Origin of the sequence: Polymorphum gilvum SL003B-26A1 (genome assembly GCF_000192745.1) — a bacterium.
GTDB lineage: Bacteria > Pseudomonadota > Alphaproteobacteria > Rhizobiales > Stappiaceae > Polymorphum > Polymorphum gilvum.
On the sequence record NC_015259.1, the window covers coordinates 1279283 to 1305590 of the forward strand.

At 66.8% G+C, this 26308-nt stretch carries 29 protein-coding genes; 10 read left to right on the forward strand and 19 right to left on the reverse strand.

Annotated features, from left to right (window positions below):
• The first annotated feature begins 190 nt into the window (after positions 1 to 190).
• On the forward strand, positions 191 to 763 hold the full coding sequence (locus SL003B_RS06025; RefSeq protein ID WP_013651936.1) for a cache domain-containing protein: 573 nt from the start codon (positions 191 to 193) through the stop codon (positions 761 to 763).
• A 56-nt stretch (positions 764 to 819) separates the two neighbouring features.
• Here SL003B_RS06025 and SL003B_RS06030 read toward each other — a convergent pair whose 3' ends face one another.
• The 6 genes from SL003B_RS06030 to lgt all read right to left on the reverse strand — a co-directional run bounded on the left by SL003B_RS06030 (position 820) and on the right by lgt (position 6583).
• Complete coding sequence (locus SL003B_RS06030) at positions 820 to 1752, reverse strand: ribose-phosphate pyrophosphokinase (protein WP_013651937.1); 933 nt, start codon at positions 1750 to 1752, stop codon at positions 820 to 822.
• A gap of 248 nt (positions 1753 to 2000) precedes the next feature.
• Complete coding sequence (locus SL003B_RS06035) at positions 2001 to 2390, reverse strand: hypothetical protein (protein ID WP_242390335.1); 390 nt, start codon at positions 2388 to 2390, stop codon at positions 2001 to 2003.
• 200 nt (positions 2391 to 2590) lie between these two features.
• Positions 2591 to 3748: a M24 family metallopeptidase gene (locus SL003B_RS06040; RefSeq protein WP_013651939.1), complete on the reverse strand. Its 1158-nt coding sequence runs from the start codon at positions 3746 to 3748 to the stop codon at positions 2591 to 2593.
• Positions 3749 to 3750: 2 nt separating this feature from the next.
• Positions 3751 to 4521 carry a peptidoglycan editing factor PgeF gene (gene pgeF, locus SL003B_RS06045; protein WP_013651940.1) on the reverse strand — a complete coding sequence of 257 codons (771 nt, stop codon included), beginning with the start codon at positions 4519 to 4521 and terminating at the stop codon, positions 3751 to 3753.
• 149 nt (positions 4522 to 4670) lie between these two features.
• A complete protein-coding gene (locus SL003B_RS06050) occupies positions 4671 to 5765 on the reverse strand; it encodes a class I SAM-dependent methyltransferase (RefSeq protein WP_013651941.1) in 1095 nt (364 codons plus the stop codon).
• Entirely contained in the window at positions 5762 to 6583 is an 822-nt protein-coding gene (gene lgt, locus SL003B_RS06055; RefSeq protein WP_013651942.1) for a prolipoprotein diacylglyceryl transferase, read from the reverse strand. The genes SL003B_RS06050 and lgt overlap by 4 nt, the downstream gene beginning before the upstream one ends.
• A gap of 139 nt (positions 6584 to 6722) precedes the next feature.
• Between lgt and SL003B_RS06060 the strand changes: the two genes are divergently transcribed.
• From SL003B_RS06060 to SL003B_RS06080, 5 genes are all read left to right on the forward strand, one after another.
• Positions 6723 to 7025: an accessory factor UbiK family protein gene (locus SL003B_RS06060; protein ID WP_013651943.1), complete on the forward strand. Its 303-nt coding sequence runs from the start codon at positions 6723 to 6725 to the stop codon at positions 7023 to 7025.
• Between the two features lie 271 nt (positions 7026 to 7296).
• The gene (locus SL003B_RS06065) at positions 7297 to 7797 is read left to right on the forward strand and encodes a type III secretion system chaperone family protein (RefSeq protein WP_013651944.1); all 501 of its coding nucleotides are present in this window, start codon (positions 7297 to 7299) and stop codon (positions 7795 to 7797) included.
• The gene (proC, locus tag SL003B_RS06070) at positions 7794 to 8612 is read left to right on the forward strand and encodes a pyrroline-5-carboxylate reductase (RefSeq protein WP_013651945.1); all 819 of its coding nucleotides are present in this window, start codon (positions 7794 to 7796) and stop codon (positions 8610 to 8612) included. The genes SL003B_RS06065 and proC overlap by 4 nt, the downstream gene beginning before the upstream one ends.
• Positions 8613 to 8692: 80 nt before the next feature.
• Complete coding sequence (locus tag SL003B_RS06075) at positions 8693 to 9364, forward strand: TetR/AcrR family transcriptional regulator (protein ID WP_013651946.1); 672 nt, start codon at positions 8693 to 8695, stop codon at positions 9362 to 9364.
• Positions 9365 to 9439: 75 nt separating this feature from the next.
• Positions 9440 to 9796, forward strand: a complete 357-nt coding sequence (locus SL003B_RS06080; RefSeq protein WP_193371724.1) for a tRNA-binding protein — start codon at positions 9440 to 9442, stop codon at positions 9794 to 9796.
• Between the two features lie 3 nt (positions 9797 to 9799).
• Here SL003B_RS06080 and SL003B_RS06085 read toward each other — a convergent pair whose 3' ends face one another.
• Genes SL003B_RS06085 through SL003B_RS06095 form a run of 3 tightly spaced genes read right to left on the reverse strand, consistent with a single transcriptional unit; the run spans position 9800 to position 12526 of the window.
• Complete coding sequence (locus SL003B_RS06085) at positions 9800 to 11194, reverse strand: ATP-binding protein (protein WP_013651948.1); 1395 nt, start codon at positions 11192 to 11194, stop codon at positions 9800 to 9802.
• Between the two features lie 37 nt (positions 11195 to 11231).
• The gene (locus SL003B_RS06090; RefSeq protein WP_013651949.1) at positions 11232 to 11933 is read right to left on the reverse strand and encodes a response regulator; all 702 of its coding nucleotides are present in this window, start codon (positions 11931 to 11933) and stop codon (positions 11232 to 11234) included.
• Positions 11930 to 12526, reverse strand: coding sequence for a MarR family winged helix-turn-helix transcriptional regulator (locus SL003B_RS06095; RefSeq protein ID WP_013651950.1), 597 nt, complete (start codon positions 12524 to 12526; stop codon positions 11930 to 11932). Before SL003B_RS06095 ends, SL003B_RS06090 begins: the two co-directional genes overlap by 4 nt.
• Before the next feature lie 267 nt (positions 12527 to 12793).
• Between SL003B_RS06095 and SL003B_RS06100 the strand changes: the two genes are divergently transcribed.
• Entirely contained in the window at positions 12794 to 13693 is a 900-nt protein-coding gene (locus SL003B_RS06100) for a branched-chain amino acid aminotransferase (protein ID WP_013651951.1), read from the forward strand.
• Between the two features lie 79 nt (positions 13694 to 13772).
• On the opposite strand, the gene SL003B_RS06105 is transcribed toward SL003B_RS06100, so the two are convergent.
• The 4 genes from SL003B_RS06105 to pgsA form a co-directional block, all read right to left on the reverse strand.
• A complete protein-coding gene (locus SL003B_RS06105) occupies positions 13773 to 15035 on the reverse strand; it encodes a multidrug effflux MFS transporter (RefSeq protein WP_013651952.1) in 1263 nt (420 codons plus the stop codon).
• Between the two features lie 108 nt (positions 15036 to 15143).
• Positions 15144 to 15635: a molybdenum cofactor biosynthesis protein MoaE gene (locus SL003B_RS06110; RefSeq protein ID WP_013651953.1), complete on the reverse strand. Its 492-nt coding sequence runs from the start codon at positions 15633 to 15635 to the stop codon at positions 15144 to 15146.
• Positions 15636 to 15640: 5 nt separating this feature from the next.
• A complete protein-coding gene (gene moaD, locus SL003B_RS06115; RefSeq protein WP_013651954.1) occupies positions 15641 to 15892 on the reverse strand; it encodes a molybdopterin converting factor subunit 1 in 252 nt (83 codons plus the stop codon).
• A 45-nt stretch (positions 15893 to 15937) separates the two neighbouring features.
• Positions 15938 to 16510: a CDP-diacylglycerol--glycerol-3-phosphate 3-phosphatidyltransferase gene (gene pgsA / locus SL003B_RS06120; RefSeq protein ID WP_013651955.1), complete on the reverse strand. Its 573-nt coding sequence runs from the start codon at positions 16508 to 16510 to the stop codon at positions 15938 to 15940.
• 175 nt (positions 16511 to 16685) lie between these two features.
• Between pgsA and SL003B_RS06125 the strand changes: the two genes are divergently transcribed.
• On the forward strand, positions 16686 to 17393 hold the full coding sequence (locus tag SL003B_RS06125) for a GNAT family N-acetyltransferase (RefSeq protein ID WP_013651956.1): 708 nt from the start codon (positions 16686 to 16688) through the stop codon (positions 17391 to 17393).
• Here SL003B_RS06125 and SL003B_RS06130 read toward each other — a convergent pair.
• The 6 genes from SL003B_RS06130 to SL003B_RS06155 form a co-directional block, all read right to left on the reverse strand.
• Positions 17390 to 17677: an HlyU family transcriptional regulator gene (locus SL003B_RS06130; RefSeq protein ID WP_041375406.1), complete on the reverse strand. Its 288-nt coding sequence runs from the start codon at positions 17675 to 17677 to the stop codon at positions 17390 to 17392. The genes SL003B_RS06125 and SL003B_RS06130 overlap by 4 nt on opposite strands.
• Before the next feature lie 36 nt (positions 17678 to 17713).
• Complete coding sequence (locus tag SL003B_RS06135; RefSeq protein WP_013651958.1) at positions 17714 to 18316, reverse strand: thymidine kinase; 603 nt, start codon at positions 18314 to 18316, stop codon at positions 17714 to 17716.
• A gap of 139 nt (positions 18317 to 18455) precedes the next feature.
• Positions 18456 to 19544, reverse strand: a complete 1089-nt coding sequence (locus SL003B_RS06140; protein ID WP_013651959.1) for an endonuclease/exonuclease/phosphatase family protein — start codon at positions 19542 to 19544, stop codon at positions 18456 to 18458.
• A gap of 71 nt (positions 19545 to 19615) precedes the next feature.
• Positions 19616 to 21610, reverse strand: coding sequence for an excinuclease ABC subunit UvrC (gene uvrC, locus SL003B_RS06145; RefSeq protein WP_013651960.1), 1995 nt, complete (start codon positions 21608 to 21610; stop codon positions 19616 to 19618).
• 73 nt (positions 21611 to 21683) lie between these two features.
• Positions 21684 to 22448: an SDR family oxidoreductase gene (locus SL003B_RS06150; RefSeq protein ID WP_013651961.1), complete on the reverse strand. Its 765-nt coding sequence runs from the start codon at positions 22446 to 22448 to the stop codon at positions 21684 to 21686.
• A 66-nt stretch (positions 22449 to 22514) separates the two neighbouring features.
• Positions 22515 to 23501 (reverse strand): calcium/sodium antiporter, encoded by a 987-nt coding sequence (locus SL003B_RS06155; RefSeq protein WP_013651962.1) that lies wholly within the window; start codon positions 23499 to 23501, stop codon positions 22515 to 22517.
• 337 nt (positions 23502 to 23838) lie between these two features.
• Here SL003B_RS06155 and SL003B_RS06160 point away from each other — a divergent pair, with 337 nt between their 5' ends.
• Both SL003B_RS06160 and SL003B_RS06165 read left to right on the forward strand, forming a co-directional pair.
• The gene (locus SL003B_RS06160) at positions 23839 to 24510 is read left to right on the forward strand and encodes an outer membrane protein (protein ID WP_013651963.1); all 672 of its coding nucleotides are present in this window, start codon (positions 23839 to 23841) and stop codon (positions 24508 to 24510) included.
• Between the two features lie 9 nt (positions 24511 to 24519).
• The gene (locus SL003B_RS06165) at positions 24520 to 26307 is read left to right on the forward strand and encodes an efflux RND transporter periplasmic adaptor subunit (protein WP_242390336.1); all 1788 of its coding nucleotides are present in this window, start codon (positions 24520 to 24522) and stop codon (positions 26305 to 26307) included.
• Position 26308 lies beyond the last annotated feature (1 nt).

The following is a 26308-nucleotide window of genomic DNA, read 5'->3' on the forward strand; positions in this document are numbered from 1 at the left end:
GAAGCGGCCGTGCGAGGGCCGATGCCCGCCGGAGTCGAGGTCGATCCGGGGGCAGGTTCGCCCGTCGGAGAAGGTTCGGTCATCGTAAGAAATTACAATCAATAAAGATCTTTCATGGATCAGGGAAACCGGGAACTATCTATGGCAAAGCTGATCAGTGCCGGAAAGCGGCTGCGGAGGCTCTTGCGACGTGTGGAAATCGATGGTGATAGCGGCGTTCTCCCTCGCTCTGTCAGGCGGCGGAGGAGGGGCGAACGAGTTCCGGGTCGAACTGACCGAACTGGCCAAAGGCAGGATCGCCCGGATCGCAGCCGACCCCGCGCTGGTCGAAGCCATCCGGGTTCAGAACGCCCTGACGGCCGATTACGACCAGTCCCGAATCGACGCTCTGGACGAAGCGTGGCGGGCGCAGGCTAGGGCGGCCTCCCGGCCGATGATCGACGAGGTGCTGCAAAATCCCCTGTCGAGGTTCCTGGCTCAGGTTCAGGTGGAGAGCGATGGCCTGTTCACCGAGATCTTTGCGATGGACGCCAAGGGCCTTAACGTCGGCCAGAGCCTGATCACCACGGACTACTGGCAGGGCGACGAGGCCAAGTGGCAGGAGACCTTCGGAGCAGACGCTGGGGCCGTCCACATAGGCGAACTCGAATTCGACGAATCGACGCAGACTCTGCAGAGCCAGGTCAGCGTGCCCGTGCTCGATCCCGACGACGGCCAGCCAATCGGTGCCATCACCTTCGGCGTAGACGTGGAAAAGCTGTAAGGACGGGCGCATGGCAGGCGCGACGGAGCCGAGCCTGCCATGCGCCTGGAGCCGGTTCAGTTGAACAGGCTGGAGACGGATTCTTCCAGAGCGGTCCGGTTGATCGCTTCGCCCATCAGCGGGGCGATGGAAACCGTGCGGATGTTGGCCGATGCGACGACGGCCGCAGTCGGCTCGATGGAGTTGGTGATCACCAATTCCTTGAGCTTGGACGCGGATACGCGGGCGACCGCGCCGCCCGACAGGACGCCGTGGGTGATGTAGGCGGTGACCGAGCGGGCACCCTTGTTCAGCAGCGCCTCGGCAGCGTTGCAGAGCGTGCCGCCGCTGTCGACGATGTCGTCGACCAGGATGCAGTCCCTGCCGTCGACGGTGCCGATGATGTTCATGACCTCCGATTCCCCAGGCTTGTCACGACGCTTGTCGACGATCGCGAGGGGAGCATCGATGCGCTTGGCTAGGGCGCGGGCGCGGACCACGCCGCCGACGTCCGGCGAGACCACCATGACGTTGTCGGTCGCGTAGCGTTCCTTGATGTCGCGCGTCATGACCGGTGCGGCAAACAGGTTGTCGGTCGGGATGTCGAAGAAGCCCTGGATCTGACCGGCGTGAAGGTCGAGCGTCAGCACGCGGTCGGCACCGGCCTCGGTGATCAGGTTGGCGACCAGCTTGGCGGAGATCGGGGTGCGGCCCGATGCGCGCCGATCCTGACGGGCGTAGCCGAAATAGGGGATCACCGCCGTGATGCGGCGCGCGGAGGAGCGGCGCAACGCGTCGATGATGATGAGCAGTTCCATCAGATGGTCGTTCGCCGGGTAGCTGGTCGACTGCAGGACGAAGACGTCCTCACCGCGAACGTTTTCCTGAAGTTCGACGAAGATCTCTTGGTCGGCAAAACGCCGGACCTGACAGGCGGCCAGCGGGACGTCGAGGTACCTGGAGATTTCTTCGGCGAGCGCGCGATTGGAATTGCCCGCGACGATTTTCATGGGCCACCAGTCCTCTTGGTGCGACGCCGGACCGGTTGCGCACGCCGGGTGCGGGGTCGGGTCCGGAGGGTGTCGGTGTTGCGTGTCGAGATCGAGCTCCTGCGCGGCATCGACCCGCCTCGGTCCTGATCGTGTCAGGCGGCGGCGTTGTAACAACCGGATCGGCATCCGACAACACCGGTCAATGCCCGGTGCGCGGATTTTTCAGTTCTCCTGCAACTATGCCTAATGCTTAGGCATCGAAGGGGTCAGCGGCTGTGGAGCCAGGCCTTGATGGCCAGCACGGCGCGAGCCGCGATGCGGTCGAGCGTGTCCGAATCGGCACTCTCCCACGGGTCGCCGTTGACCCCGGGTGCAGCCTCGGTGCCGGTGATCCGGTTCATGCGCACGCCGTTGGCGTCGAAGATGTCGAAGACATAGAAGATCGCGGACGCCGAGGGGTCCCCGGTCGCCGACAGATAGCCCTTGACCCGGTAGCTTGCGTCGGCGCCGACCCGACGCACGAGGGTCAGCCCCTCGACGCGCGCCTTGGTGCCGATCGCGCGGGACAGGTCGTCGGCGATGTTGCCCGGTGCGCCAGTGAAGGGTTCGAAGGCGAAGGTTGCCTGAGCGGCCGGAACGGCGGGTGCTGGGGCCACGGCGGGAGCACCTGGCGCCGCGCCGCCGACCGTTGACGGCGGCCTCGGCGTCGGACCGCAGGCCGCGATGGCAAGAAGGAGGGCGGCGGCGGTAAAGCCTTTTGCCCAACGGGTGCTGGTCGTCGGCATCATCTCTCACGATCGCAGTGTGGCCGGTGCGCCGCCAAGTGTCGGGCTGCGCTCCTTCATTCCGATTTGGTTTAGCCTGACTTGACCGCAAGGTCGAGAGGCAGCGCGGACAGGCACTCCGGGGCGGCCTCGGTCGTCAGGTAGGTGCGGCCGAGGGTCATGGCGGTCTCGCTGCCGGAATCGGCGAGGATCATGTGCATGAAGACGACCATGTTCGGTTCGATCGGCGCGGCATTGCCGCGATAGGCCATCGGCCAGTCCATCCAGCTCGGCGCGAAGCGTGCGCCGAGGGAATAGCCGCAGGCGTTGAGCCGGTGCGGCAGCAGGTTCCGGTCGTCCATCGCCTTGGCATGGGCATCGAACAGGTCCCCGAAGGTCCAGCCTGGACGCAGGCGCTCCTCGACGGCGGCCAGGGCGGCAACGGCGGCCTCATACATCTCGACATGACGCGGCGTCGGCTCGCCGACGATGACCGTGCGCATCAGGGCGACGTGGTAGTGGCGGTAGACGCCGGCAAATTCCAGGGTGATCTGGTCGCGTTCCGCCAAGGTGCGGCGGCCGGACTTGTAGCGGCACAGCAGGGCGTCCCTGCCCGAGCCGATGATGAACGCATTGCCCGGATAGTCTCCGCCGCCCTCAAACACCGCGCCCTGCATGGCGGCGAGGATCCGGCCCTCGTCGGCGCCCGAACGGATCTCGGCAAGACCAGCCTCGTAGGCCGCGTCCGCGAGCCGCGCCGCTTGGCGGACAAAGACGATCTCGGCCGGACTCTTGATCGCGCGCAGACGCGGCACGATGGACGAGGCATCGACGAGATCGGCGAAGCTGCGCAGGGCGTCCTCCAGCGCCCGGCCGATCCCGGCGGTCAGGCCATGGGTGTCGAACTCGATGCCGAGCCGGCAGCCGAGCAGATCCATCTCGAACAGCAGGTCCTTAAGCTGGCCGACCGGACTTGTTTCGCCGCGATCGACCCAGACGCGGATGTCGGCAATGTTCGACGTGTGGCGGGCCTGACGCTGGTCTGCGGAGCGGGTCAGGAGCACCTTGCGGCCGTCGGCGGTGACGACGAGGCACTGGAAGAAGCAGAAGCCGAAGCTGTCGTATCCGGTCAGCCAGTACATGCTCTCCTGGGCGAACAGCAACATGGCGTCGAGCTTCTCGTCGGTCATCCGCTCCTTCAGCTTGTCGAAGCGGGCGGCGAATTCGTCCTCGGAAAAATGCAGGGCCATGATCAGTCTCCTGTCAGCACGATGGCGGACATCAGGCGGCCGTAGTCGGGCTCGCCGTGGTGCGTCGTGCGGCGGTAGGAAAAGAATCGCTCCTCGTTGGCGTAGGTGCACAGGTCGAGGCTTGTGGCCCGGCCGACCCCGGCCGCGCGCAGGCGCATGAGGATAAAGGCCGGCAGGTCGAACATGAAATGATCGGCCCGGGTCGAGGGCGAGAAGAAGCCTGAATAGTCGGGATCGCGGGCCGTGAAGCGTTCGTGGAATTCGGGGCCGACCTCGTAGGCGGCAGCCGAAATGGTCGGGCCGACCACGGCGACGATGCGGCTGCGCCGGGCGCCGAGGCGCTCCATCGCGTCGAGGGTGTTTTCCAAGACGCCGGTCAGCGCGCCGCGCCAGCCGGCGTGGGCGGCGCCGATCACCCGCGCCCCGACATCGGCGAACAGGACCGGACCGCAGTCGGCGGTGGAAATGCCCAGGGCGAGGCCGGGGCTGTTCGTGACCAGGGCGTCGGCCTTGCGGTCCTGGTCCTCGCGCCACGGGGTATCGACGGCGATGACGTCCGCAGAGTGAACCTGATAGGGCGAGACCAGGCGCCCGGCATCGACACCGAGCCGTGCCGCGATGCGGGCGCGGTTCTCCAGCACGGCCTCGCGCCGGTCGGACGAGCCGAGGCCGATGTTCAGGCTGTCGTAGATGCCCTCGGACACGCCGCCCTGCCGGGTGAAGAAGCCGTGCGCGACACTGTCCTCGGCCATCAGTTCGGGTGCGGTGATCATGTCCTGTCTCCTGGTCGGGGCTTGTCGGACGTGGGGTCGCCAGAACGGTTACCAGAACGGTCGCCAGAACGTTACCAGAGCGCTCGCCTGAGCAGTCGCCAGCGGTCGCCCGGGCCGGGCGCGTCGCCGGGCGGATGGTGCTGCGTCGGTCAGCGGCTGTCAAACGGTACCGGCACGAAGCGCCCGTCGGTCAGCGCGAGGACCTTGAACAGGCTGCCCATCCGCTCTGGCGCGGCCAGGCGTTCGACATCGGCGCGGATGCGCTCCTGGACGTCCGGAGACTTGCCCGCGCCGAGCGCGCCGGCACGTTCCAGCAGGCCGAGACGGAGCAGGAAATCGCCCTGTTCGAGCGGTCCGAACGAATGCGCACCGCCGTCGCGGGCAGCCTGAGCGAGGGACTCGAAGTCGACATGAGCGGTCAGGTCGGCGACGCCCGGACTGGCCAGCACGTCGTCATGGGCATGCCGGCGGAGCGCCTGCAGCGTGTCGCCCGGCGCGGTGTGCATATGGCCGTAGTCGACGATCAGCGCGGCGCCGCCCTGGGCCTTCAGCCGAGCCCCTATGCGGCGGGCGATGCCGGCGGCCATCGGCGCCGTCTCCAGGATGGCACCATCGGGGGCCGCGCGCGCGGTGCCAGGGATCGCTGTGTCGGGCAGGCGGGCGACGCCGATGCCGAAGGCGAGACTCCCTTCTTCGGACAGGCCGACGCAGCGTTCGCGCCAGCCGGTCGGGGTCCTGACGTACTGATGGATCGGCAGGGCGTCGAAGAATTCGTTGGCGACGAGCAGCAACGGCCCGTCGGGCACGTCGTCGAGGCGGTCGTGCCAGATCGGTGCGAGCGCCGCACCGGCCAGCGTCTTTGCCTGGACGGCGCCCAGGCGTGGGCTGGTCTCGACCAGGTGCAGTGTGGCGGCGGCCAGGAAGTCGGGCCGCAGAGCGGCAGTGCGCAGCAGGTCGGCCATCAGGGTGCCGCGCCCGGGGCCGAGTTCGACCAGGCGGACCGACGCCGGCGCACCCATCGCCTGCCAGGCCGCGACGGTCCAGGCGCCGATCAGTTCGCCGAACATCTGGCTGACTTCCGGTGCGGTGATGAAGTCGCCGGCGCGGCCGAAGGGCTCGGCGGCAGTGGTGTAGTAGCCGTGATCCGGGTCGCCGAGGCAGGCGGCCATGTAGTCGGCGACGGTGATCGGGCCGTACAGGGCGATGCGGCGGATCAGCCGGTCGCACAGCGGCGTGGCGCTCACCGGGCGTCGCTCCTGCGCCAGGCCCAGAGCATGGCGGCCAGGCCGGCGAGGATCATCGGCACTGACAGCACGATGCCCATGGTGAGACCGCCGGCGAAAAAGCCGATATGCGCGTCGGGCATGCGGAACAGTTCGGAGACCGAGCGCGTGACGCCGTAGCCGAAGGCGAAGGCGCCGGCGAGGAAGGCCGGCCGGCAGAGCAGCCCGAAGCGGTGCGACAGCAGGCGAAGGACGAAAAACAGCAGCACGCCCTCAAGCGCCGCCTCGTAGAGCTGGCTCGGATGGCGGGGCTCCGGTCCGCCGGTCGGGAAGACGACACCCCACGGCACGTCGGTGATCCGGCCCCACAGTTCGCCGTTGATGAAGTTGGCCAGGCGGCCGAAGAACAGGCCGATGGGGGCTGCGATGCCGGCGAGGTCGAACAGCGTCCAGACTGGAAATCTGCGCGCGCGCGTGAATAAGACCATGGCAATCACGGTGCCGGCGAAGCCGCCATGGAAGGACATACCGCCGGTCCACACTGCGAAGGCTTCGAGCGGATGAGCGAGGTAATAGGCCGGGTTGTAGAACAGCACGTAGCCGAGGCGGCCGCCGACGACGATGCCGATCGTGCCCCACATGACGAAATCGTCGATGTCAGCCGGCGACGGTCGCGGCGCGGTTCCCCACAGCCGATCGTTGGTCGCCGCGGCGCGCATGTAGCGCCAGGCGAGCAGGATGCCGACGATGTAGGACAGGGCATACCAGCGCAGGGCAAAGGGGCCGATCTCGATCAGGACCGGATCGATGGTCGGAAAGGGCAGGGCAAGCATCGGCATGGCGTCAACGGATCCTGGTCAGCGGGCGCGCAGACGTTGCGCATTCGTGCCTTGGCCGTCAAGTCGAAGGGCGGGCCGCCTTGAACTTGTCGTGAAAGGCCAATACCTGTGTGTCGGAACCACTCATCAGGAGACCGTCATGACCCAGGGCCCGAACAGACTGCTGGACGAATTCGCCAAACTCATGACGGATGCCGCAGGCGTCGCCCAGGGCGCCCGGCGCGAGGTCGAGGCCGCCTTCAGGGCGCAGGCCGAGCGCTTCCTGTCGGACATGGACATCGTCAAGCGCGACGAGTTCGAGGTGGTCAAGGAAATGGCGGTGCGGGCGCTCGACCGGGTCGAGGTCCTGGAAGGCCGGGTCGCCGAGCTTGAGGCGCGGCTCGCGGAACAGCCGGCCAAACCGGGGCGCAAGCCGAAGGCGGCGGACAAGGCCGGCGATTGAGTGCTGGGGGAGCGCCATCGATCGTCGTCCCGATCGCCGCGCCCCCTACAGATCGAAGGCCTGCGTCGTCCACAGGTTTGGTCCGTGGCGCTGACAGGAAATATACTGCTTTCACGGTCGAACCTTTTATACTGATTCTTAACAGGGATTCGTTGGCGCGTCCGGTATTTGCCGTAGAAGCAGCTCTGGCGCTCTGCCTGTCTTGGGGGCGAAAGCCCCGGCGGAACCCGTTTGACGTGGTGCTGCCACAATTCTACGGGAGAGGATCATCATGAGCCTCATCGAATTCGACTTCGAACGTCCTGACAATCCCGTCGATGTCATCGAACATGTCGCAGCGCTGAACGACTGGTCCTTCGAACGCTCCGGCGAAGACGAGATCACCATATCGATCGGCGGCCACTGGTGTGACTATCACCTCTCCTTCTCGTGGATGGAGGACCTCGAGGCGCTGCATCTGGCCTGCGCCTTCGACCTGAAGGTGCCCGAGCCGCGCAAGACCGAGGTGGTGCGCCTGCTGGCGCTGGTCAACGAGCAGATGTGGATGGGCCATTTCGACCTGTGGAACCAGGAAGGCGTGGTCATGTTCCGCCAGTCGCTGCTGCTGGCCGGCGGTGCGGAGGCGACCGGCGCCCAGATCGAGGGACTGCTGGCCAACGCGCTGGAGTCCTGCGAGCGGTACTACCAGGCGTTCCAGTTCGTGGTCTGGGCCGGCAAGAGCGCGTCGGAAGCGGTCGACACGGCCCTGTTCGAGACAGCGGGCGAAGCATGATCTTTTCCAGGGAACGGCCGTTCCTTCTTGTCGGTGCCGGCAAGATGGGCGGGGCGATGCTGTCCGGCTGGATGGCGCAGGGCATCGACGCGGCGGCGATCGTGGTACAGGATCCGGCGCCGTCGCCCGAGATGGCGGCCCTGCTGTCCCGGCACGGCATCCGGCACGTGACCGAAGTGCCGCAGGGACTGACCGCAGGCGTCGTGCTGCTGGCGATCAAGCCGCAGCTGATGGATGTTGTCCTGCCGGGTCTCAAGCCGGCGGTCGGCGACGAGACGCTGGTTCTGTCGGTGGCCGCGGGCACCCCGGTCGCGCGCTTCGAAGCGGCGTTCGGGCCGGTGCCGATCGTGCGGGCCATGCCGAACACGCCGGCGATGGTCGGGCGCGGCATCACGGCGCTGTTCCCGACGACGCGGGTAAGCGCGGCGCAGCGCGACACGGTCGACCGGCTGCTGTCGGCGATCGGTACGGTCGAGTGGCTGGACAGCGAGGCGCAGATCGACCTGGTGACCGCGGTCAGCGGATCGGGTCCGGCCTATGTCTTCCTGCTCGCCGAATGCCTGGCGGAGGCCGGGCGCAAGGCCGGCTTGCCGGCGGATCTCGCCGCGCGGCTTGCAGAGGCGACCGTTTCGGGCGCCGGCGAACTGATGCACCGGTCCAGCGAACCGCCGGCGACGCTGCGCCGGAACGTGACCTCGCCGAACGGCACGACCGCGGCGGCACTGACCGTTCTGATGGCCGAGGACGGCCTGCAGCCGCTGATGGACGCCGCGGTGGCGGCCGCTGCCCGGCGGGCGCGGGAACTGGCGGGCTAACGCGGCCGCGGCGCGCCGTCGCCCTTTCCGCGCCCGCATCCGCTTCCTATGTTGTCAAGGACTTCCAGCGGAGGTGTGCCATGGCGACCGAGAAAACCCGGCAGAAGATCCTGACCGTCTTCCTCGACCTGCTCGAGGAACACCCTTGGCAGGACGTGAGCCTGCCGCTGGTGGCGAAGACCGCCGGCGTGAAGCTGTCGGTCCTGCGCGACTGTTTCTCCTCCAAGACCGATATGATCGCGGCCTTCGCGGCGGGAATCGACAAGGCGGTTCTCGACGCCACCGGCGAGGACATGGCGGACCAGCCTGCCCGCGATCGGCTGTTCGACGTGCTGATGACGCGTCTCGACATGCTCGAGCCGCGCAAACGGGTGCTGCGCCGGCTGAAGGATGCGGCCCTTCAGGATCCGGCGCTGGCCTTGGAGTTCAACGCCATCGCCGTGCGCTCGCACGGCTGGATGCTGGCCGCAGCGGCAATCGACATGCCGGGCCTGAAGGGACGGCTGACGGCGCAGGGCCTGGCGCTGGCCTTCGCGCGCGTGGTGGAGGTGTGGCTCGACGAGGACGATGCCGGTCTGCCGAAGACCATGGCGAGGCTCGACCGGGAACTGGACCGGGGCGAGACCTGGGTCGGCCGGCTGAGCGGACTGGAGAAGCTGGCCACGCCGCTCTGGCAGGCGGTGGCGGGTGGGCGGCGGCGCCGACGCGCCGGGCGCGACGAGGCGGACGACCACGCGGTGGCGGCCGAGTGAGCGTCCCGTTGGCTTGCCTTCCCGGGCCGGAGCGGGCACCTTGCGGCGGTCCTACAACTGTTCCGAGCCCGAGGAATGCCGCCCGTGTCCGACCACAAGACCATTTCCTTTGACGATTTCCTGAAGGTCGACATCCGGGTTGGTGTCGTCGTCGAGGCGGAGCCGTTCCCGGAAGCGCGCAAGCCGGCCATCAAGATGCGCATCGACTTCGGACCGGAGATCGGCATCAAGAAGACCTCGGCGCAACTCACGAGGCACTACCGGCCGGAAGACCTTGTCGGCCGCCAGGTGATGGCGGTGGTGAACTTCCCGCCGCGCCAGATCGGCAAGGTCATGTCCGAAGTGCTGACGCTCGGCGTGCCGGACGCCGACGGCGAGGTCGTCCTGCTGCGGCCCGATCAGGAGGTCCCGCTCGGCGGACGGCTTTTCTGAACCTCAGCCGGGAATCCTGAAGCGCGCCCTGAGGCCGCCGAGCGGACTGTCCTCAAGCTGGATGTCGCCGCCGTGGCTGCGTGCCACGTCGCGGGCGATGGCGAGGCCGAGGCCGCTGCCGGTCGAGTCCTGATTGCGTGCGGCGTCGAGCCGATAGAAGGCGCGGAACACGTTCTCGCGTTCTTCCTCCGGGATGCCGGGGCCGTCGTCGTCGACGACGATGGTCAGCCAGCCGTCCGCATGGCGGCCGTTGATCGCCACGGTGGTGCCGTACTTGGCGGCATTGGAGACGAGGTTGCCAAGGCTGCGCTTGACCGCGTTGCGGCGCAGCACGACCTCCGGTTCGCCGACGAACGAAGAACTCGCCCTCGCCCCGGCGATCTCTGCCGACTCCTCCAGTTCCTCCAGCATCAGCGCCATGTCCGTCGGCTGGGCGGATTCGTCGCCGTCGCCGCGGGTGAAGGCGAGATAGTCCTCCAGCATGTGACTCATCTCGTCGACATCGCGCTTGAGCCCGGCGGTCTCAGGCGTCTGCTCGATCAGGGCAAGCTGCAGGCGAAAACGCGTGAGAATGGTGCGCAGGTCGTGGCTGACGCCGGCCAGCATGGTCGTGCGCTGCTCCATCTGGCGCTCGATGCGCCGGCGCATCTCGATGAAGGCCTGGGCGGCGCGGCGGACCTCACGCGCGCCGCTCGGGCGGAAGTCCTCCATGGGGCGTCCCTTGCCAAAGCCCTCGGCGGCATTGGCGAGCCGTTCGATCGGACGGATCTGGTTGCGCAGGAACAGCATCGCGATGACGATCAGCACCAGGGAGGTGCACACCATCCAGACGATGAAGATGTGCGAGTTGGAGGCGTAGGTCTGGCTGCGGCGGGTGACCACGCGCAGGACCTTGTCCTTGAGCTGGATGCGGATCTCGACGAAGCGGGAACGGCCGACGGTGTCGATCCAGAACGGCTTGCCGATCCGTTGGGAGATCTCGCGGCTGAGATTGCGGTCGATGAGATCGAAGAACGGCTTGGGTCGCGGCGGCGGCAGCGGATCGGGCGGCAGGATCGTTACCGACATGTCGAGACTGCGTACGCCCATCTCCTCGATTCGCTTGAATTCGGCGTCCTGCGGGTAGGTTTCGAGGACATAGACGACGGCGGCTATCTCTCGCACCACCGCTTCCGACAGGCGGCCGGTGACGAGCTGGTAGTGCCGTTCCATGAAGACGAAGGCGAGCACGGACTGCAGCACGACGATCGGGACGACGATGATCAGCAAGGCGCGGGTGTAGAGGCCCTTCGGCATGCGCCGGTAGAGCGCCGTGGCCAGCCGACGGTAGACAGCCACAACCGGGCGCAGGGGCGGGGCGACCGGCGCCGTGTCCTCGGGAGGCGTCACCTCGGCCATGGCTGTTCCGCGCAGGCGCGTCGAAGGGGCGGAGCGGTCAGTCGCATGCCAGCCGGTACCCGATGCCGCGCACGGTCTGGAGAAAGACCGGGTTGCTCGGATCGGTTTCGATCTTGCGGCGCAGCCGGTTGATCTGGACGTCGACGGTCCGTTCTCCGAGGCCGCTGTCGTCGCCGACGATCTTGTGGCGCGGTACCGTGGCGCCGGGCTGCTCGGCGAAAATGGAAAGGATCTGCTTTTCCCGGTCGGTCAGGCGGATCGACGCCTCGCCGCGCCGCAATTCGCCACGTTCGGCGATGAACACGAACGGGCCGAAACGGATCTCGGGCGTCCGCTCTGTGCGACGCTGTCCGCCTCGCCGCAGGATGGCGGCGATGCGCAGCATCAGTTCGCGCGGCTCGAACGGCTTGGCCAGGTAGTCGTCCGCCCCGACCTCCAGGCCGGCGATGCGGTCGGCGGCGTCGGAGCGCGCTGTCAGCATCAAGATCGGAACCGTGTTTTCTCGACGGATGGTGCGGGCGAGGTCCAGGCCGGTCTCGCCGGGCATCATGACGTCGAGGATGAGCAAGTCGAATTCCAGACCGGCCATGCAGCGCCGGGCCTCGGCGGCATTGGCGGCCGACGTGACGCGATAGCCGGAGTCGCGGAGCACCCGACTGAGCAGGTCCCTGATCCGGCTGTCGTCGTCGACCAGCAGCAGGTGGCTGGCGTTGTCGTCCGGTGCCTTGAGCGCGCTCACGCGGTTGCTTCCTCTTCAGCAGGGCCGGCGCCGCTGCGGGCGGGCGCATCGCGGTGGCGCCGCTTGTCGGCGATGATGCGGGCTACCTCCGGGCGCAGGTCCGGGTCGATCATCTGGAAGAGAAACTGCCTGACGATTTCAGAGCCCCGATCAGGCAGGGCCTTTATGGCGAGGTCAAGGCGCCGCGCCTGGAGTTCCGACAGCCTGCGGGCAAGCGCATGGCCTTTCTCTGTCGTGTAAAGCAGACGCTGCCGACGGTCGACCTCGCCCGGGCGCTGGACGATGAAACCCTGGTCGAGGAGTTGCTTGAGCACCCGTCCCAGGCTCTGCTTGGTGATGCGCAGGATGCCGAGCAGGTCGGTGACCCGGATGCCGGGATTGCGATCGACGAAATGCAGAACCCGGTGGTGCGCACGACCGAAGTCAAAATCCGCAAGCACGGTGTCGGGATCGGAGGTGAAGTCGCGGTAGGCGAAGAACAGCAGTTCGATGAGATCGTAGGGCGGCACGGGCGTATCGGAGGCGGCATGGGCCTCGGCGAGGCGCCGGGCAGCGTCGGTCTGCGATGCTTTCCGGATGTTTATGTCAGCCATATTGACTTATTTCTGGTCGATTGTTACCTAGGGCGCGCCCCTGACGAAATGATCGGTCCGAATGCCGCCTTATTCGGCAACAATCCTTGGATCACGTTCCTAGTGGAATCGCGGCGGATCGTCTCGTAAAAACAAGATACCGATTGTTACGGCGGCGTGCAAAACGAGGTTCGCGGCGACGCCCTGCGGACCGATCCGCAAACCGCCGAATGCCCGAAGCGGGCGTGGTGCAAACGGCGCCGGGGAAGCGGCGCAGGAGTTTGAACGATGGCTGGACTGCCTTTTGATCAACGCGACGGCGAAATCTGGTACGATGGCAAGTTCGTACCCTGGAGCGAGGCCAAGCTGCATGTGCTGAGCCACGGACTGCATTACGCCAGTTGCGTGTTCGAGGGTGAGCGGGCCTATGGCGGGCGCATCTTCAAGAGCGCGGAACACACCGAGCGGCTGCATGCCTCGGCCGGCGTGCTGGGCTTCGAGATCCCCTACAGCTGCGAAGCGATCAACGCGGCGAAGGAAGAGCTGCTGAAGCGGATGAACCTCGTCGACGCCTATCTGCGTCCGGTCGCCTGGCGCGGCAGCGAGATGATGGGCGTCTCGGCCCAGCACAACACCATTCATCTGGCCATCGCCGCGTGGGAATGGCCGAGCTATTTCAAGCCGGAAGAGCGGCTGAAGGGCATCCGCCTCGACATGGCGAAGTACCGTCGCCCGGATCCGCAGACCGCGCCCTACAAGTCCAAGGCGGCCGGTCTCTACATGATCTGCACGCTGTCCAAGCACGAGGCGGAGCGAAAGGGCTATGCCGATGCCCTGATGCTCGACTGGCGCGGCCAGGTCGCCGAGGCGACCGGCGCCAATGTCTTCTTCGTCAAGGAGGGCAAGATCCACACGCCGGTGCCGGACTGCTTCCTTGACGGCATCACCCGGCGGACGGTGATCGGTCTCGCCAGGACCCGCGGCTTCGAGGTCGTCGAGCGCGTCATCCTGCCGGAGGAACTGGACGGCTTCGAGCAGTGTTTCCTGACCGGTACGGCGGCCGAAGTGACGCCGGTGTCGGAGATCGGTCCGTACAGCTTCACCGTCGGTTCCATCACCAAGACGCTGATGGAAGACTACGACGCAACGGTGCGTCCGGGCACGCCGGCCCTCAAGGCGGCTGGCTGAGAGGTCACGGAGGCAGGACAGCCGAGCGAACGGACGGCGGGCCCGAAAGGGTCCGCCGTTTCCGTTCCGGTTGCCGCGATCAACCTTTCGTGCCGGGTGCGCCTTCGCGCGCTCTGAACAGCAGGCCGTTCTCCGCGAACAGCACGCAGGCGACGGCGAGCGTGCCGAACAGGGCGCAGGCAGAACCCAGCGGCACGAGGGTTCCGTCGAAGACTTGGCCGACGGCGAAGCCGAGGAGGGCACCGCCAAGGGTGGTGACGAACCCGATCACCGAGGAGGCGGTGCCGGCGATCGCGCCGAGCGGCTCCATGGCCATGGCATTGAAGTTCGGGCCGATGAAGCCGAAACAGGCCATCAGCAGGGCCATGGAAGCGGTGAAGAGGCCGACATCCTCCAGACCGGACAGGCCAAGGGCAAGCTGCAGGAAGCCGAGCACCATGTAGAGCAGCACGGCGCTGTGCGACAGGCGGCGCAGGCCGAGCGCCCCGACCAGGCGGGCGTTCAGGAAGGAGGCAACCGACATGGTGATGGCGACCGCCGCGAAGACCACCGGAAACCAGACGCCGAGACCGAAAATGTCGACATAGATCTGCTGCGCCATGGAGATGAAAGAAAAGATCACGCCGAAGATGAAGGTCGTGGCGAGGGTGTAGCCGATGCTGAGGCGTGTCGTCACCGCGGTCAAATAGGCGGCGCCGACCACGCGCGGGCTGAACGGCTGCCGCCGGGACGGCGGCAGGGTCTCGGGCAGGCGCAGCGCGCACCAGACCAGCATCATGATGCCGGCGACCAGCAGCAGGCTGAAGATCCAGACCCAGTCGGCGACAAGCAGGATGACCTGTCCGATCGAGGGGGCGACGATCGGGATGGCCATGAAGATCATCATGGCCAGCGACATGACCCGCCCCATCTGGCGTCCGGAATAGCAGTCGCGCACGACCGATACGGCGATGACGCGGGTGGCGGCGCAGCCGACGCCCTGCATCAGGCGGGCGAACAGGAACTGGTCGAGCGTCTGGGAGAACAGGGCGCCGACGCTGGCGGCGGTGTAAAGCCCGAGGCCGGCCAGCAGGATCGTGCGGCGGCCGAAGGCGTCGGACACCGGGCCGTAGACGAGCTGGGCGCCGCCGAAGCCGATCAGGTAGGAAATCAGCACCAGCTGGCGGTCGTTGTCGCGCAGGATGTTCAGCGCGTCGCCGATCTGCGGCAGGGCTGGCAACATGATGTCCATGGCAAGGGCGTTGAGCGCCATCAGCGCCGCAATCATGATGACGAATTCGGGAAACGACAGACCCGGATGCGGAGACTCGCGCGTGTCGAGCCGCTGTGACGAACGACGCATCTTTCAACCTAGCGAATGACTGCCAGCGGCTTGAGCCGTCTTCGGCGGTCGCAGAAGTGGGAGGAATTCTCTGCAGCGCCCAAGCTTTGGGTCAAAAGCCGCGGCGCGTCAAGGCTGGCGCGGGGCGTTGTCGTCGGCGCCTTGCCAGCGCGCGGCGTCGGCGTCGTCGGCGTCCTTGGCGGCGACCCAGCCGCCATCCGACTGCCCGGCGGCGATTTCCTTCTTCCAGAACGGCGCCCGTGTCTTGAGATAGTCCATGAGGAAATCGGCCGCCTCGAACGCCGCCCGGCGGTGGCTGGAGGCGGCGACGACCAGCACGATGTTGGCGCCCGGACGGATCTCGCCGAACCGATGGATGACGGTCAGTCCGCTCAGGGGCCACCGGCTGCAGGCCTGTTCCGCGATGCGGGTCATTTCCGCTTCGGCCATGCCGGGATAGTGTTCCAGCATCAGCGCCTCGAGACGGCCGCCCTCGTCCCGGCACAGGCCGGTGAAAGCGACCACGGCACCGATGTCGCGGCGGCCCTCGGTAAGTCGTGCGCTCTCGACCGCGACGTCGAAATCCTCTACCTGAACGCGGACCAGCGGCTTGGCGGGCATGACCGTCAGCCTCCCGTCATGGGCGGAAAGAAGGCGATTTCCGCAGCACCGGCGATCGGCTCATCGTGCTCTACATGAACCTGATCGATGGCAACGCGAATGGCATCCGGCTCGGCGAAGGCCGAGGCGTGCCGGTCGTCGACGGTCGACAGCCAGGCGATCAGGTCGCCTGCGGTGGCGACCGTGTCGGGCAGCGCTACCGTCTCCTCGTCTGCGCCGACTCGCTCTCGGACCCATGCGAAGTAGCGGATCTTCATGGCTTCGCCTCCCTATCCCGGTGCTGCGCCGCCTGCGGCTACGCCTCATTCCTCGATGAGGTGACCGATGCCGGCGCGGAAATAGTCATATCCGGTATATAGCGTCAGCATGGCGGCAATCCAAAGTGCGACGAGGCCGGCCAGGGTCGTGCCGGGCAGGATCACTTCGCCGGCCGGGCCGGCGAGCAGCAGGGCGAGAGCGACGAGCTGGACCGTGGTCTTCCACTTCGCCAGCTTGGTCACAGGCACGCTGACGCGCAGTTCGGCGAGGAACTCCCGCAGGCCGGACACCAGGATCTCGCGGCACAGAATGATGATCGCCGCGATCAGGGACCAGCCGCCGATGTCGCCCTTGTAGACCAGAAGCAGCAGGCAGACAGCCACCAGAAGCTTGTCGGCGATCGGATCAAGCATGCGGCCGAGGGCCGACTGCTGCTGCCATGCACGAGCGAGATAGCCGTCGAAGAAATCCGTCACCGCCGCAACGATGAAGATGGCCAGGGCGATCCAGCGCGGAGTCATGCCGTCAAAATAGAAGCAGGCCGTCACCGCTGGAACCGCAAGGATGCGTGCGTATGTCAGCAGGTTCGGCAGGCTGAAGGCAACGTTTCGGGCCATGAAGGATCTGGGTCAGCGCGGCAGTTGGGGCGATGCGGCGAAAACAAGCATGGCGGCGGACAGGTGTCAACGCAAGTTCACGTCCGCTGCCGGGGCGATTGGACGCGACCTCTTTGCAAGGGCGGCGAGGCCAGCTACTGCTGTTTCCACCGCATAGGGGCGACAGGAGACCTGCATGCCGATCAATGCTCTCGGCCAGCCGATCGGGCCGGACGTCGCCGACTGGACGGGCGTCAGGCCGCCTGACGCAATCGCCATGGAGGGGCGATTGTGCCGGGTCGAGCCGCTCGATGCGGACCGTCATGCCGCCGACCTGTTCGCGTCCTGGCAGGCGGATGCCGATGGCCGCAACTGGACCTATCTGGGCTACGGTCCGTTCGAGAACTCCGACGCCTGCCGCGCCTTCCTGGACGCGATGGCGGGACGGAGGGATCCGCTGTTTCATGCTATCGTCGACAAGGCCAGCGGCAAGGCTCTCGGCGTTGCGAGTTACCTGCGCATCGACACGGCGAGCGGCGTGGTCGAGGTCGGCCACATCAACTATGGCCCGGCCCTGCAGCGCTCGCCGGTCGCGACCGAAGCCATGTACCTGATGATGCGACGCGTTCTCGAGGAGCTCGGCTATCGGCGATACGAGTGGAAATGCGACGCCCTCAATGCCGGTTCGCGCAGGGCCGCCGAGCGGCTGGGGTTCACCTACGAAGGGCTGTTCCGCCAGGCGACGGTCTACAAGGGCCGGAACCGCGACACGGCGTGGTTTTCGGTCATCGACAGCGAATGGCCGGGGCTGAAGGCTGCCTTCGAAGCCTGGCTGGCGCCGGAGAATTTCGACGAGGAGGGACGCCAGAGACGACGACTGGCGGACCTGCGTACCGGGGGCTAGCCGAAAATCCGTTCGCCCTGCTGGTCGATCATCAGCTTCGCCTTGCGGACGGTGAAGTCGGCAGCGTCCTCGCGGGAGGAGAGGTGGTCGGCGCGCACGAACTCGTGCTGGCGGAGTGTCCCCTCGGTTTCCAGCACGATGCGGCCGGCGACCTGCCACTGGCCGTTGGCCTGTCGCGGCGCGGCGACGATCCTGTAGCCGTTGTACTCGACCTCGACCGTCTCCGGTTCGCGGTCGCCCTTGGTGTCGCCCTTGAACAGGGAGCCGAAAATCTTGCCCAACACAGATCGATCCTCGCTTTGTGGTTGTCGCCGAGGGTGTCATTCGCCGGCGGCTTGCGCGCCCGACCCGAGGTCCCGATCGACCCAATGGCGCCGGCACAGCGAAACATAGGACTCTTCGCCGCCGATCACCACCTGTTCGCCTTCCTCCACGACGCGCCCGGCGGCGTCAAGCCGGGCGACCATCGTCGCCTTGCGACCACACCAGCAGATCGTCTTGATTTCCTTCAGGCTGTCGGCGATCGCCAGCAACGCCTGGCTGCCGGGGAACAGCCGGCCCTGGAAGTCCGTGCGCAGGCCGAAGCACATCACCGGGATGGCGAGCGTGTCGGCGACGCTTGCCAGCTGCCAGACCTGTGTCTCGGTCAGAAACTGCGCCTCGTCGACGAAGACGGCGTGGATCGGCCGCTTGGCAAGGGCTGCGGACACATGACCAAAAAGGTCGTCATCGTTGCGGAAGGTGTCGGCCGCGGCGGCTAGACCGATGCGCGAAGCGATCTTGCCGTGTCCGGCCCGGTCGTCCACGGCAGCGGTCAGCAGCAGGGCCGTCATGCCGCGTTCGGCATAGTTGTAAGACGCCTGCAGCAGGACCGTCGACTTGCCGGCGTTCATTGAGGAATAGTTGAAGTAAAGCTTGGCCATGGCTCGGACAGACTGGAGATCGACGCCTCGCCGCCGACAGGGAATCGGGCGACGGTCGCGATTGTCGGCTCGTGGCCCGACAGGCTCAATCCACGAGAACGGCTTTTTCAGGCCTATTTGCCGTCTCCCGGACAGAGAACTAGGGCAGGGCGATATCGACCAGGAGCGGAAGGTGATCGGAGCCGATGTCCGGTCCGATGCCGACCCGATCGACGCCGAGCCCGGGCGAGACGGCGACGTGGTCGACCGGGGCGCCGAGCAGCCAGCGCAGGCGATAGTCGGCGAAGTAGCGCGTCGTCTGCGGGATGGTGTCCGGGAACGCGGCCTTGAGCCCGCCCGCCTTGAGCAGGGCCCGGAAGTGTGCCGACCAGGGCGAGAGGTTCCAGTCTCCGATCAGGATCGTCGGAAGATCCGTCCCTGCGGCCGGGCCGCGCAGCGCTTCCGACAGGTGACGATAATAGGCCTGCCGGGCCTCCCATAGGCGCGCCCCGCGCGGGCTGGCGGGATGGATCGCGACGATGCGGACCGGCCTGCCGGCCACGTCCAGCTCGATGTCAAGGAATTCACGATGCGCCACCTCGCGCAGGACGCCGGGAACCGCAGGATCGATGCCGCGACGGCTGATGATCGGATAGCGGGAAAAGACGACGACATCGCCCTCCGGCCCGACTGCGAAGTGTTCGAAATAGGGGCCATGGCCGGCGATCCGGCGGTTGCCCTCGCGCTTCTCCCAGCGCCGGAGCTGCCACCTCCAGGTCGCTTCCTGAAGGACGACGACATCGGCGGCGACGGTCTTCAGATAGTCCAGCAGGTCGGGCGTGCCGAGGTACAGGGTCGCCGTGTTGATCGAGACGACGCGCAGGCGCTTGGCGGCGTCGCCGACCTCGGCGTCATCAACGCTGACCGCGAGCGTCCGGGCGACGGTGAGGGTTGCTGCTCCGGCCAGCAGGGTAGCGAGGAGGCCGGTCGCGACAGCCAGGCGCCAGCGCTTGCGATGCGGACCGGCGAGCGACAGGACGGCGACGGCCAGGGCGGCGAGGCCGATGCCGAGCAGTTGCGGCAGGAAGAAGCTCAGGTTGTCGGAGAACCAGTGCTCGGGCTCGGCAAAGGGCAGGAACACCAGGCCAGCAGCGCCGAGCCCGACGGCTGCTGCGCCCCAGCCGCACAGCCAGACCAGGGCGCCAGGCAGGGTGAAGCGGCGCGGCGGGAAGACGGCATCCTCGGTCATCGAACTCGCTACGGTCAGGACAACGGATATTGCAATGCAGCACAGGCTGGCCGCGTTCCTAGCACGCCCGGCTAGTCATGGAAATGATCGTAGATCTGTTTGGCTACCGCTTCGGATATGCCGGCAACGGCGACGAGATCCTCGATGCCGGCCTTGGAGACCGCCTTGGCGGTGCCGAAATGGCGCAGCAGGGCGCGCTTGCGCGTCGGGCCGATGCCGGCGATCTCGTCAAGGGGGTTCCTGGCAATATCCTTCTTGCGCCGGGCGCGATGCGAGCCGATGGCGAAGCGGTGGGCCTCGTCGCGCAAGCGCTGGACGAAATAGAGCACCGGATCGCGCTCCGGCAGCATGAACGAGGGGCGTCCCTCCATGAAGAACTTCTCGCGGCCCGCGTCGCGGTCGGGTCCCTTGGCGATGCCTGCCAGCGGCACGTCGGTGACGCCGAGGTCTGCAAGGATGTCCCGGACGGCATTGAGTTGTCCTTGGCCGCCGTCGATCAGCACGAGGTCGGGCCATGCCGGAACGTCCGACGCGCCCGCCGCGCCGGCGAGAGCCTCGTCCGCGACCTCCGCTCCCGGACGCTGGTGCTCCTTGAGCAGGCGGGAGAACCGCCGGGTAAGCACCTCGCGCATCATGCCGTAGTCGTCGCCCGGGGTGAGTTCCTGCGAGCGGATGTTGAACTTGCGGTACTGGCCCTTGGCGAAGCCTTCCGGCCCGGCGACGATCATCGCGCCGACCGCATTGGTGCCCATGATATGGGAGTTGTCGTAGACCTCGATCCGGCGCGGCGGCGCAGCCAGGCCGAACACCTTTGCGACGCCTTCCAGGAGCCGCGCCTGGCTCGAGGTCTCGGCGAGGCGCCGGCCGAGTGCCTCGCGGGCGTTGGTCAGCGCGTGGTCGACAAGAGCCTTCTTCTCGCCTCGCCTGGGCACGGAGACCTCGACCTTGCGGTTCGAGCGCTCGCTCAGTGCCCGGGCGAGCAGATCCTGCTCCTCGATGGCGTGCGACAGCAGGATGAGGCGCGGTGCGGGCTTGTCGTCGTAGAACTGGGCGAGGAAACTCTCCAGCACGGCCGCCTCGTCCAGCGACTTGTCGGCTTTGGGAAAATAGGCCCGGTTGCCCCAGTTCTGGCCGGTGCGGAAGAAGAACACCTGCACGCAGGTCTGGCCGCCGTCCTGGTGGACGGCGAACACGTCGGCTTCCTCGACACCCTGCGGATTGATGCCCTGGTGCGCCTGGACGTGGGACAGGGCCGCCAGGCGGTCGCGGTAGACGGCCGCCTGCTCGAAGTCGAGCTGTTCGGCTGCAGCCTCCATCTGGGCGGCGAGGTCCTTCTTGACGAGCTGGCTACGTCCGGACAGGAAGGCTCGCGCCTCGGCGACGAGGCCGGCGTAGTCCTCCGGCCCGGTTTCGCCGGTGCAGGGGCCCGCGCAGCGCTTGATCTGGTACAGCAGGCAGGGTCGCGAGCGGTTCTCGAAGTAGCTGTCCGAACAGTTGCGGATCAGGAACGCCTTCTGCAGCGCGTTGATCGTCCGGTTGACGGCGCCGGCGGAGGCGAAGGGGCCGAAGTAGTCGCCCTTGCGCTTGCGTGCGCCGCGGTGCTTGACGATGGCGGGTGCGGCGTGATCGGCCGTCAGCAGGATGTAGGGGAACGACTTGTCGTCCCGCAGCAGCACGTTGAAGCGCGGGCGCAGCCGCTTGATCAGGTTGGCTTCCAGCAGCAGCGCTTCGGTCTCCGTGCGCGTGAGCACGAATTCCATCGCCGCCGTCGCCATGATCATGCGCAGGATGCGGTTCGACTGGCCCTGAAGGCGGGTGTAGCTGGTCACCCGCTTCTTCAGGCTGCGCGCCTTGCCGACATAGAGGACGTCGCCGTTTTCGTCGAGCATGCGGTACACGCCCGGCCCCATGGGCAGGCGCTTGACCAGGTCGGCGATGACCTCCACGCCGGCCCTGCCCGCCGGCCCGGCGGTTTCGGGGACGGTGAAGGCGACGTCGTCGAAGGCGGTCTCGACGATGTCCTCCGCCTGTTCCGGTGTGTCGCTTCTGTTGCTGGTGATCGGCATGCTTCTTATGTGGGTGCTCGTCGGCGGCTCGTCACGCGCGCTCCGCAGAACCTCGACAAGATTAGCAGATTCGTCATTCCCCCACGCCGACGACGTCCGCGGTTTCCCAGGCCAGGTGCTGGCCGCCGTCGAGGGCGATCATCTGGCCGGTCATCGACGCGGCGTCCCAGAGAAACCGGACGGTCCGGCCGAATTCCGCCGGATCGGGGCCGTGGCGCAGGAGCACCGCCTGGGTCTGCCGGCGGAAGTCGTCTTCGGTCTGGCGCTCGTTCCTGAAGCTCGGCCCCGGGCCGATGGCGTTGACGCGGATGCGCGGCGCGAGCGCCTGGGCGAGCGTCTGCGTCGCCGCCCACATCGCCGCCTTGGACAGCGTGTAGCTGAGATATTGCGGCGTCAGCTTCCAGACCCTCTGGTCGATCATGTTGACGATCAGTCCCTTCCGGTCGGCCGGCAGAGTAGCGGCAAGGCTGTCGGCAAGGACGCAGGGGGCCTTGACGTGGATGGCGAAATGCCGGTCGAAGCGGTCCCCGTCCAGATCGCCGATACCGTCCGTTTCGAAGATCGAGGCATTGTTGACGACCAGGTCCGGAACGCCGAACGGCGCGCTCGCCCGGGCGAGGACGTCGGAGAGCTGGTCCGGATCGGTGAGGTCGGCGCAGATCACGCTCGCCGTGCCGCCGGCGCCGAGTATCCGGTTCTCGAGGTCGCGCACCTTGTCGAGCGAGCGATGGGCGTGCAGCACCACGGACCAGCCGTTGCTCGCGAGGTCGGTTGCGATCGCGGCGCCGATGCGGCTCGAGGCGCCGGTGATCAGCGCAGTCGCGGGATGATTGGCCATGGCGGCCGCCCCCTTTATTCTGTCGTTGCAGGATCCCCGGCATGGTGTCGGGGCCGGTCAGGTCGGTCAGGCCACCTTACCCATCCAGTAGACGACAAAAATGTACAGGCAGTAGGCGCCGACAAGGGCCAGACCGGAAAAACGCCGGAGTTCGACCTTGCGCGCGGCAAGGAACAGCAGGAGCACGGCGCAGGCCAGCATGATCCAGACGTCGAGCCGCAGGAACTCCGGAGCCACGTCGACCGGAACCACCGCGGCGGTGATGCCGATGATCGCCAGTAGGTTGAACACGTTCGAGCCGATTACGTTGCCGATCGCCACCGCACCCTGGTTGCGGACAGCGGCCATCATAGTCGTGGCAAGTTCCGGCAACGACGTGCCGAGGGCGATCACGGTCAGGGCGATCACCGCGTCGGTGACGCCCCAGCTGCGCGCGACGTCCGTCGCGCCCTCGATGACGAAATGGGCGCCCAGCGGCAATCCGATCAGCCCAAGAACGATGTAGATGGTGGCCGTGACCGCCGACTGTGGCACGTCTTCGACCTCTTCCGGCAGGTCGTCAGTGGTTTCGCTCCCGTTGCCATTCTCGCGGACCGCCTTGCGGTGGCTCCGTGTCGCGCGGACGGAGTCGCCGAGGAACAGCGCGAGGAGGGCCAGCAGGACGAGGCCGCTCAGCAGCGACAGCGGGCTGTTGAAGCACAGGACGATGAAGATGACGGTCACGGCGACCATGAACAGCGCATTGCGAGTCGCACCTTTCTCGCCGCAGGGCGTGGCCGCGATCAGGGCCGGCATGCCAAGGACCATCAGCACGTTCGCGATGTTGGAGCCGACAACGTTGCCGATGGCGATACCGCCGGAACCGGCAAACGCCGCCTGCAGGGAAATCACCAGTTCCGGTGCCGAGGTGCCGAAGGCGACGATGGTCAGGCCGATGATCAGATTGGGGATGCCGAGCCGCAGCGCGATGCCGACCGAGCCTCGTACCAGGATGTCGCCGGCAACGATGAGTGCAGCGAGTCCTCCGATAAGGCTAACGTAACTGAAAAGCATCGAGGGGATCCGGACGGGATGGGATGGCGGGACAGACGCGGCGTCAAGCCGGCCCTGAGGGGTGTCGACGTCGCGGCTTATAGGCAATAGATCGGGTCGACGGAAGGGCACCGCAAGGCCCGCAACGCGGTATCGATTGCAGCGCGTGTATTAACCCTTCGCTAACCCTTCTCGAAATTGCCCCATCGATGCCACGAAATTTCCTTTTTTCCCGTCTGCTCGCGCCACAAACGCATCCCATATCTAGAGACGGGTGAGGATGGGGACGGTCGCGTGCGGCCGATCCGCATTCGGTGTCGTCTTGACGAATGCAACCAGTATCGAGTGGAGCACTACCATGAAGAGTCTCGCCGCCGCAGGGGTTTCGATCGCCGTTCTCGCCGGTGCATCCCTTCCGGCCTTCGCAGCCGACCTTCCGCAGCCGGCGCAACCGGTTATCTACGACAATCAGGTCTCCTCCGCCCGCTTCGACTGGAGCGGCTTCTATTTCGGCGGCAACCTGGGCTGGGGCTGGGGTCAGTTCACCACCAATTCGGCGCTGACCGGTCGCTTCAACAGCGATGCAAGCGGCGTCAATGGCGGCGTGCACGCGGGCTACAACCACGCGATCACGCCGAACATCATCGCCGGCCTGGAAGCGGACTTCCAACTCAGCGATCTGGAAAAGCGCCGCTCCGTCGCCGGTGTCGGCGTCAAGACCTCGTCCGACTGGAATTCTACTATCCGCGGCCGTCTGGGCTATGCCTTCGACCGGTTCATGATCTACGGCACCGGCGGTCTTGCGATCGCGGATCTGGAGGTCGCTGCCGCCGGTTCGAAGGGCAACGAGACCGCGATCGGCTGGACGCTTGGCGCCGGCATCGAAGGCGCGGTGACCGACAACGTGACGGCGCGCCTGGAATACCTGTATCAGGACTTCGGCCGCGAGAGCTTCACGCTTGGCGGCACGCGCTATCGCACCGATCTGGATGCCAGCATCGCGCGCTTCGGTGTCAGCTACAAGTTCTGACGCAACGGCTTGAAAGATCGAGCAGAAAAAGCCCGGCGCTCCATCGCCGGGCTTTTTTCGTGTGCCGCTGATGGGTTAAGCGGTGCTATCGTTATTGAAACATGCGATTTCGAGCGGTCGTGCCTCGCGCCGGATTCCGGTCAAGTGCGAGACTGGCGCCGTCTCCGGGTGGGTCGTTTCGAGGGGAAGGCGAGATCCTGCGCCGTCTCCTGGGTCAGGACGCAGGGCTGGACCGCAAGACTGGACAGAAAGACTGGACAGAAAGACTGGGAGAGGACGATCGCAATGCGATTTCTGCTGCGGGGTCTGATCGGGCTCGGCCTGTTCGCCGTGATGGTCGCGGCCATCGGCTATGGCGCCTGGGAACTGCGAACCGCGCTCGAAACCCGCGACGTGGCCGGCCGGATGCGTCCGGACGAGCGGGTCTATGCCGCAAATGTCGCACGCCTAGACCCCGTCAGCGTTCAACCGACGATCGTCGCCTACGGCCAGGTCAGGAGCTGGCGGACGCTGCAGATCAGGGCGACGTCCCAAGGTCCGTTGGTCGCCATGGCCGACAAGTTCCGGGACGGTGCCGCCGTCAAGGCGGGGGATCTGCTGGTGCGCATCGATCCTTCCGATGCGCAGGCCAAGCTCTTCGACGCCCAGGCCGCCCTTGCCGATGCCCAGGCGGAAAAGGCCGAGGCGGAGGAGGCCATCGGCAGCGCAGAGCAGGAACTTGAGGCGACCCGGCAGCAGGTCGATCTCCGGACACAGGCATTCAACCGCCAGAAGCAGCTGATGGAGAAGGGCTATTCCACAATGGCGCAGGTGGAGCAGGAGCAACTGAGCCTCGCCTCCATTCAGCAGACGTTGAGCAATCGTCAGCAGGCGGTGATCACCGCGCGCAAGCGGATCGAGCGTATGGAATTCGCCGTCCGGCGCGCCGAAATCGCTCTGGCGGAGGCCGAGCGCGTCCTGGCGGAGACCACGCTTTTGGCGCCGTTCGACGGATTGCTCGACAATGTCGACGCCACGCTCGGCCGGCGCGTCAGCCCCAACGAGGCGCTTGCCGAACTGATCGATCCGAGCGCCCTCGAAGTGCGGTTCACCGTGTCGACGGCGCAGTTCTCCCGCCTGATCGACGCCGATGGCCGACTGCTGTCGGCTGCCGTCTCCGCGACGCTCCAGTTGGGCGAACGCGTCGTCAAGGTGCCGGGCCGGCTCGACCGGGCCGCAGCGGTGGTCGGAGAGGGCGAGGCGGGCCGTACCCTGTTCGCGAGCCTGGAGACGAGCGGCGACACGGTGCTGAGGCCCGGAGATTTCGTGACGGTCAGCATCGCCGAACCGAGGCTCGACAACGTCGCGCGGATTCCGGCCGCGGCTGCGACCGAGGACGGTCGCATTCTCGTGGTTGAGGAGGGCGATCGACTCAGCGAGGTCACCCTGCGCATCCTGCGCCGGCAAGGCGACGACCTGATCGTGGCTGGAGCGCCCTTCGGTATGGACTACGTCACCCAGCGACAGCCGCAGCTCGGCGCGGGCCTCAAGGTCCGTCCGAGGCGAAACGAGCCCGCCGATGCCGCTCCGGCGCTGGCTGGCGGGCGGGCGCCGGACCCTCGCGCGGGGCAAGAAGGGCAAGAAACGGTCGAACTGGTCTCGCTCGATCCGGAACGCCGCGCCGCCCTCATCGCCCGCTTGACCGAGAGCCGGATGCCGGAAGACCGCAAGGTGAGGCTTCTGGAGGCGCTGAACCAGCCGGAGGTGTCCCGGTCTTTGGTGGAACGCCTGGAAGCGGGCATCGGAAGAAGAGGCTAGC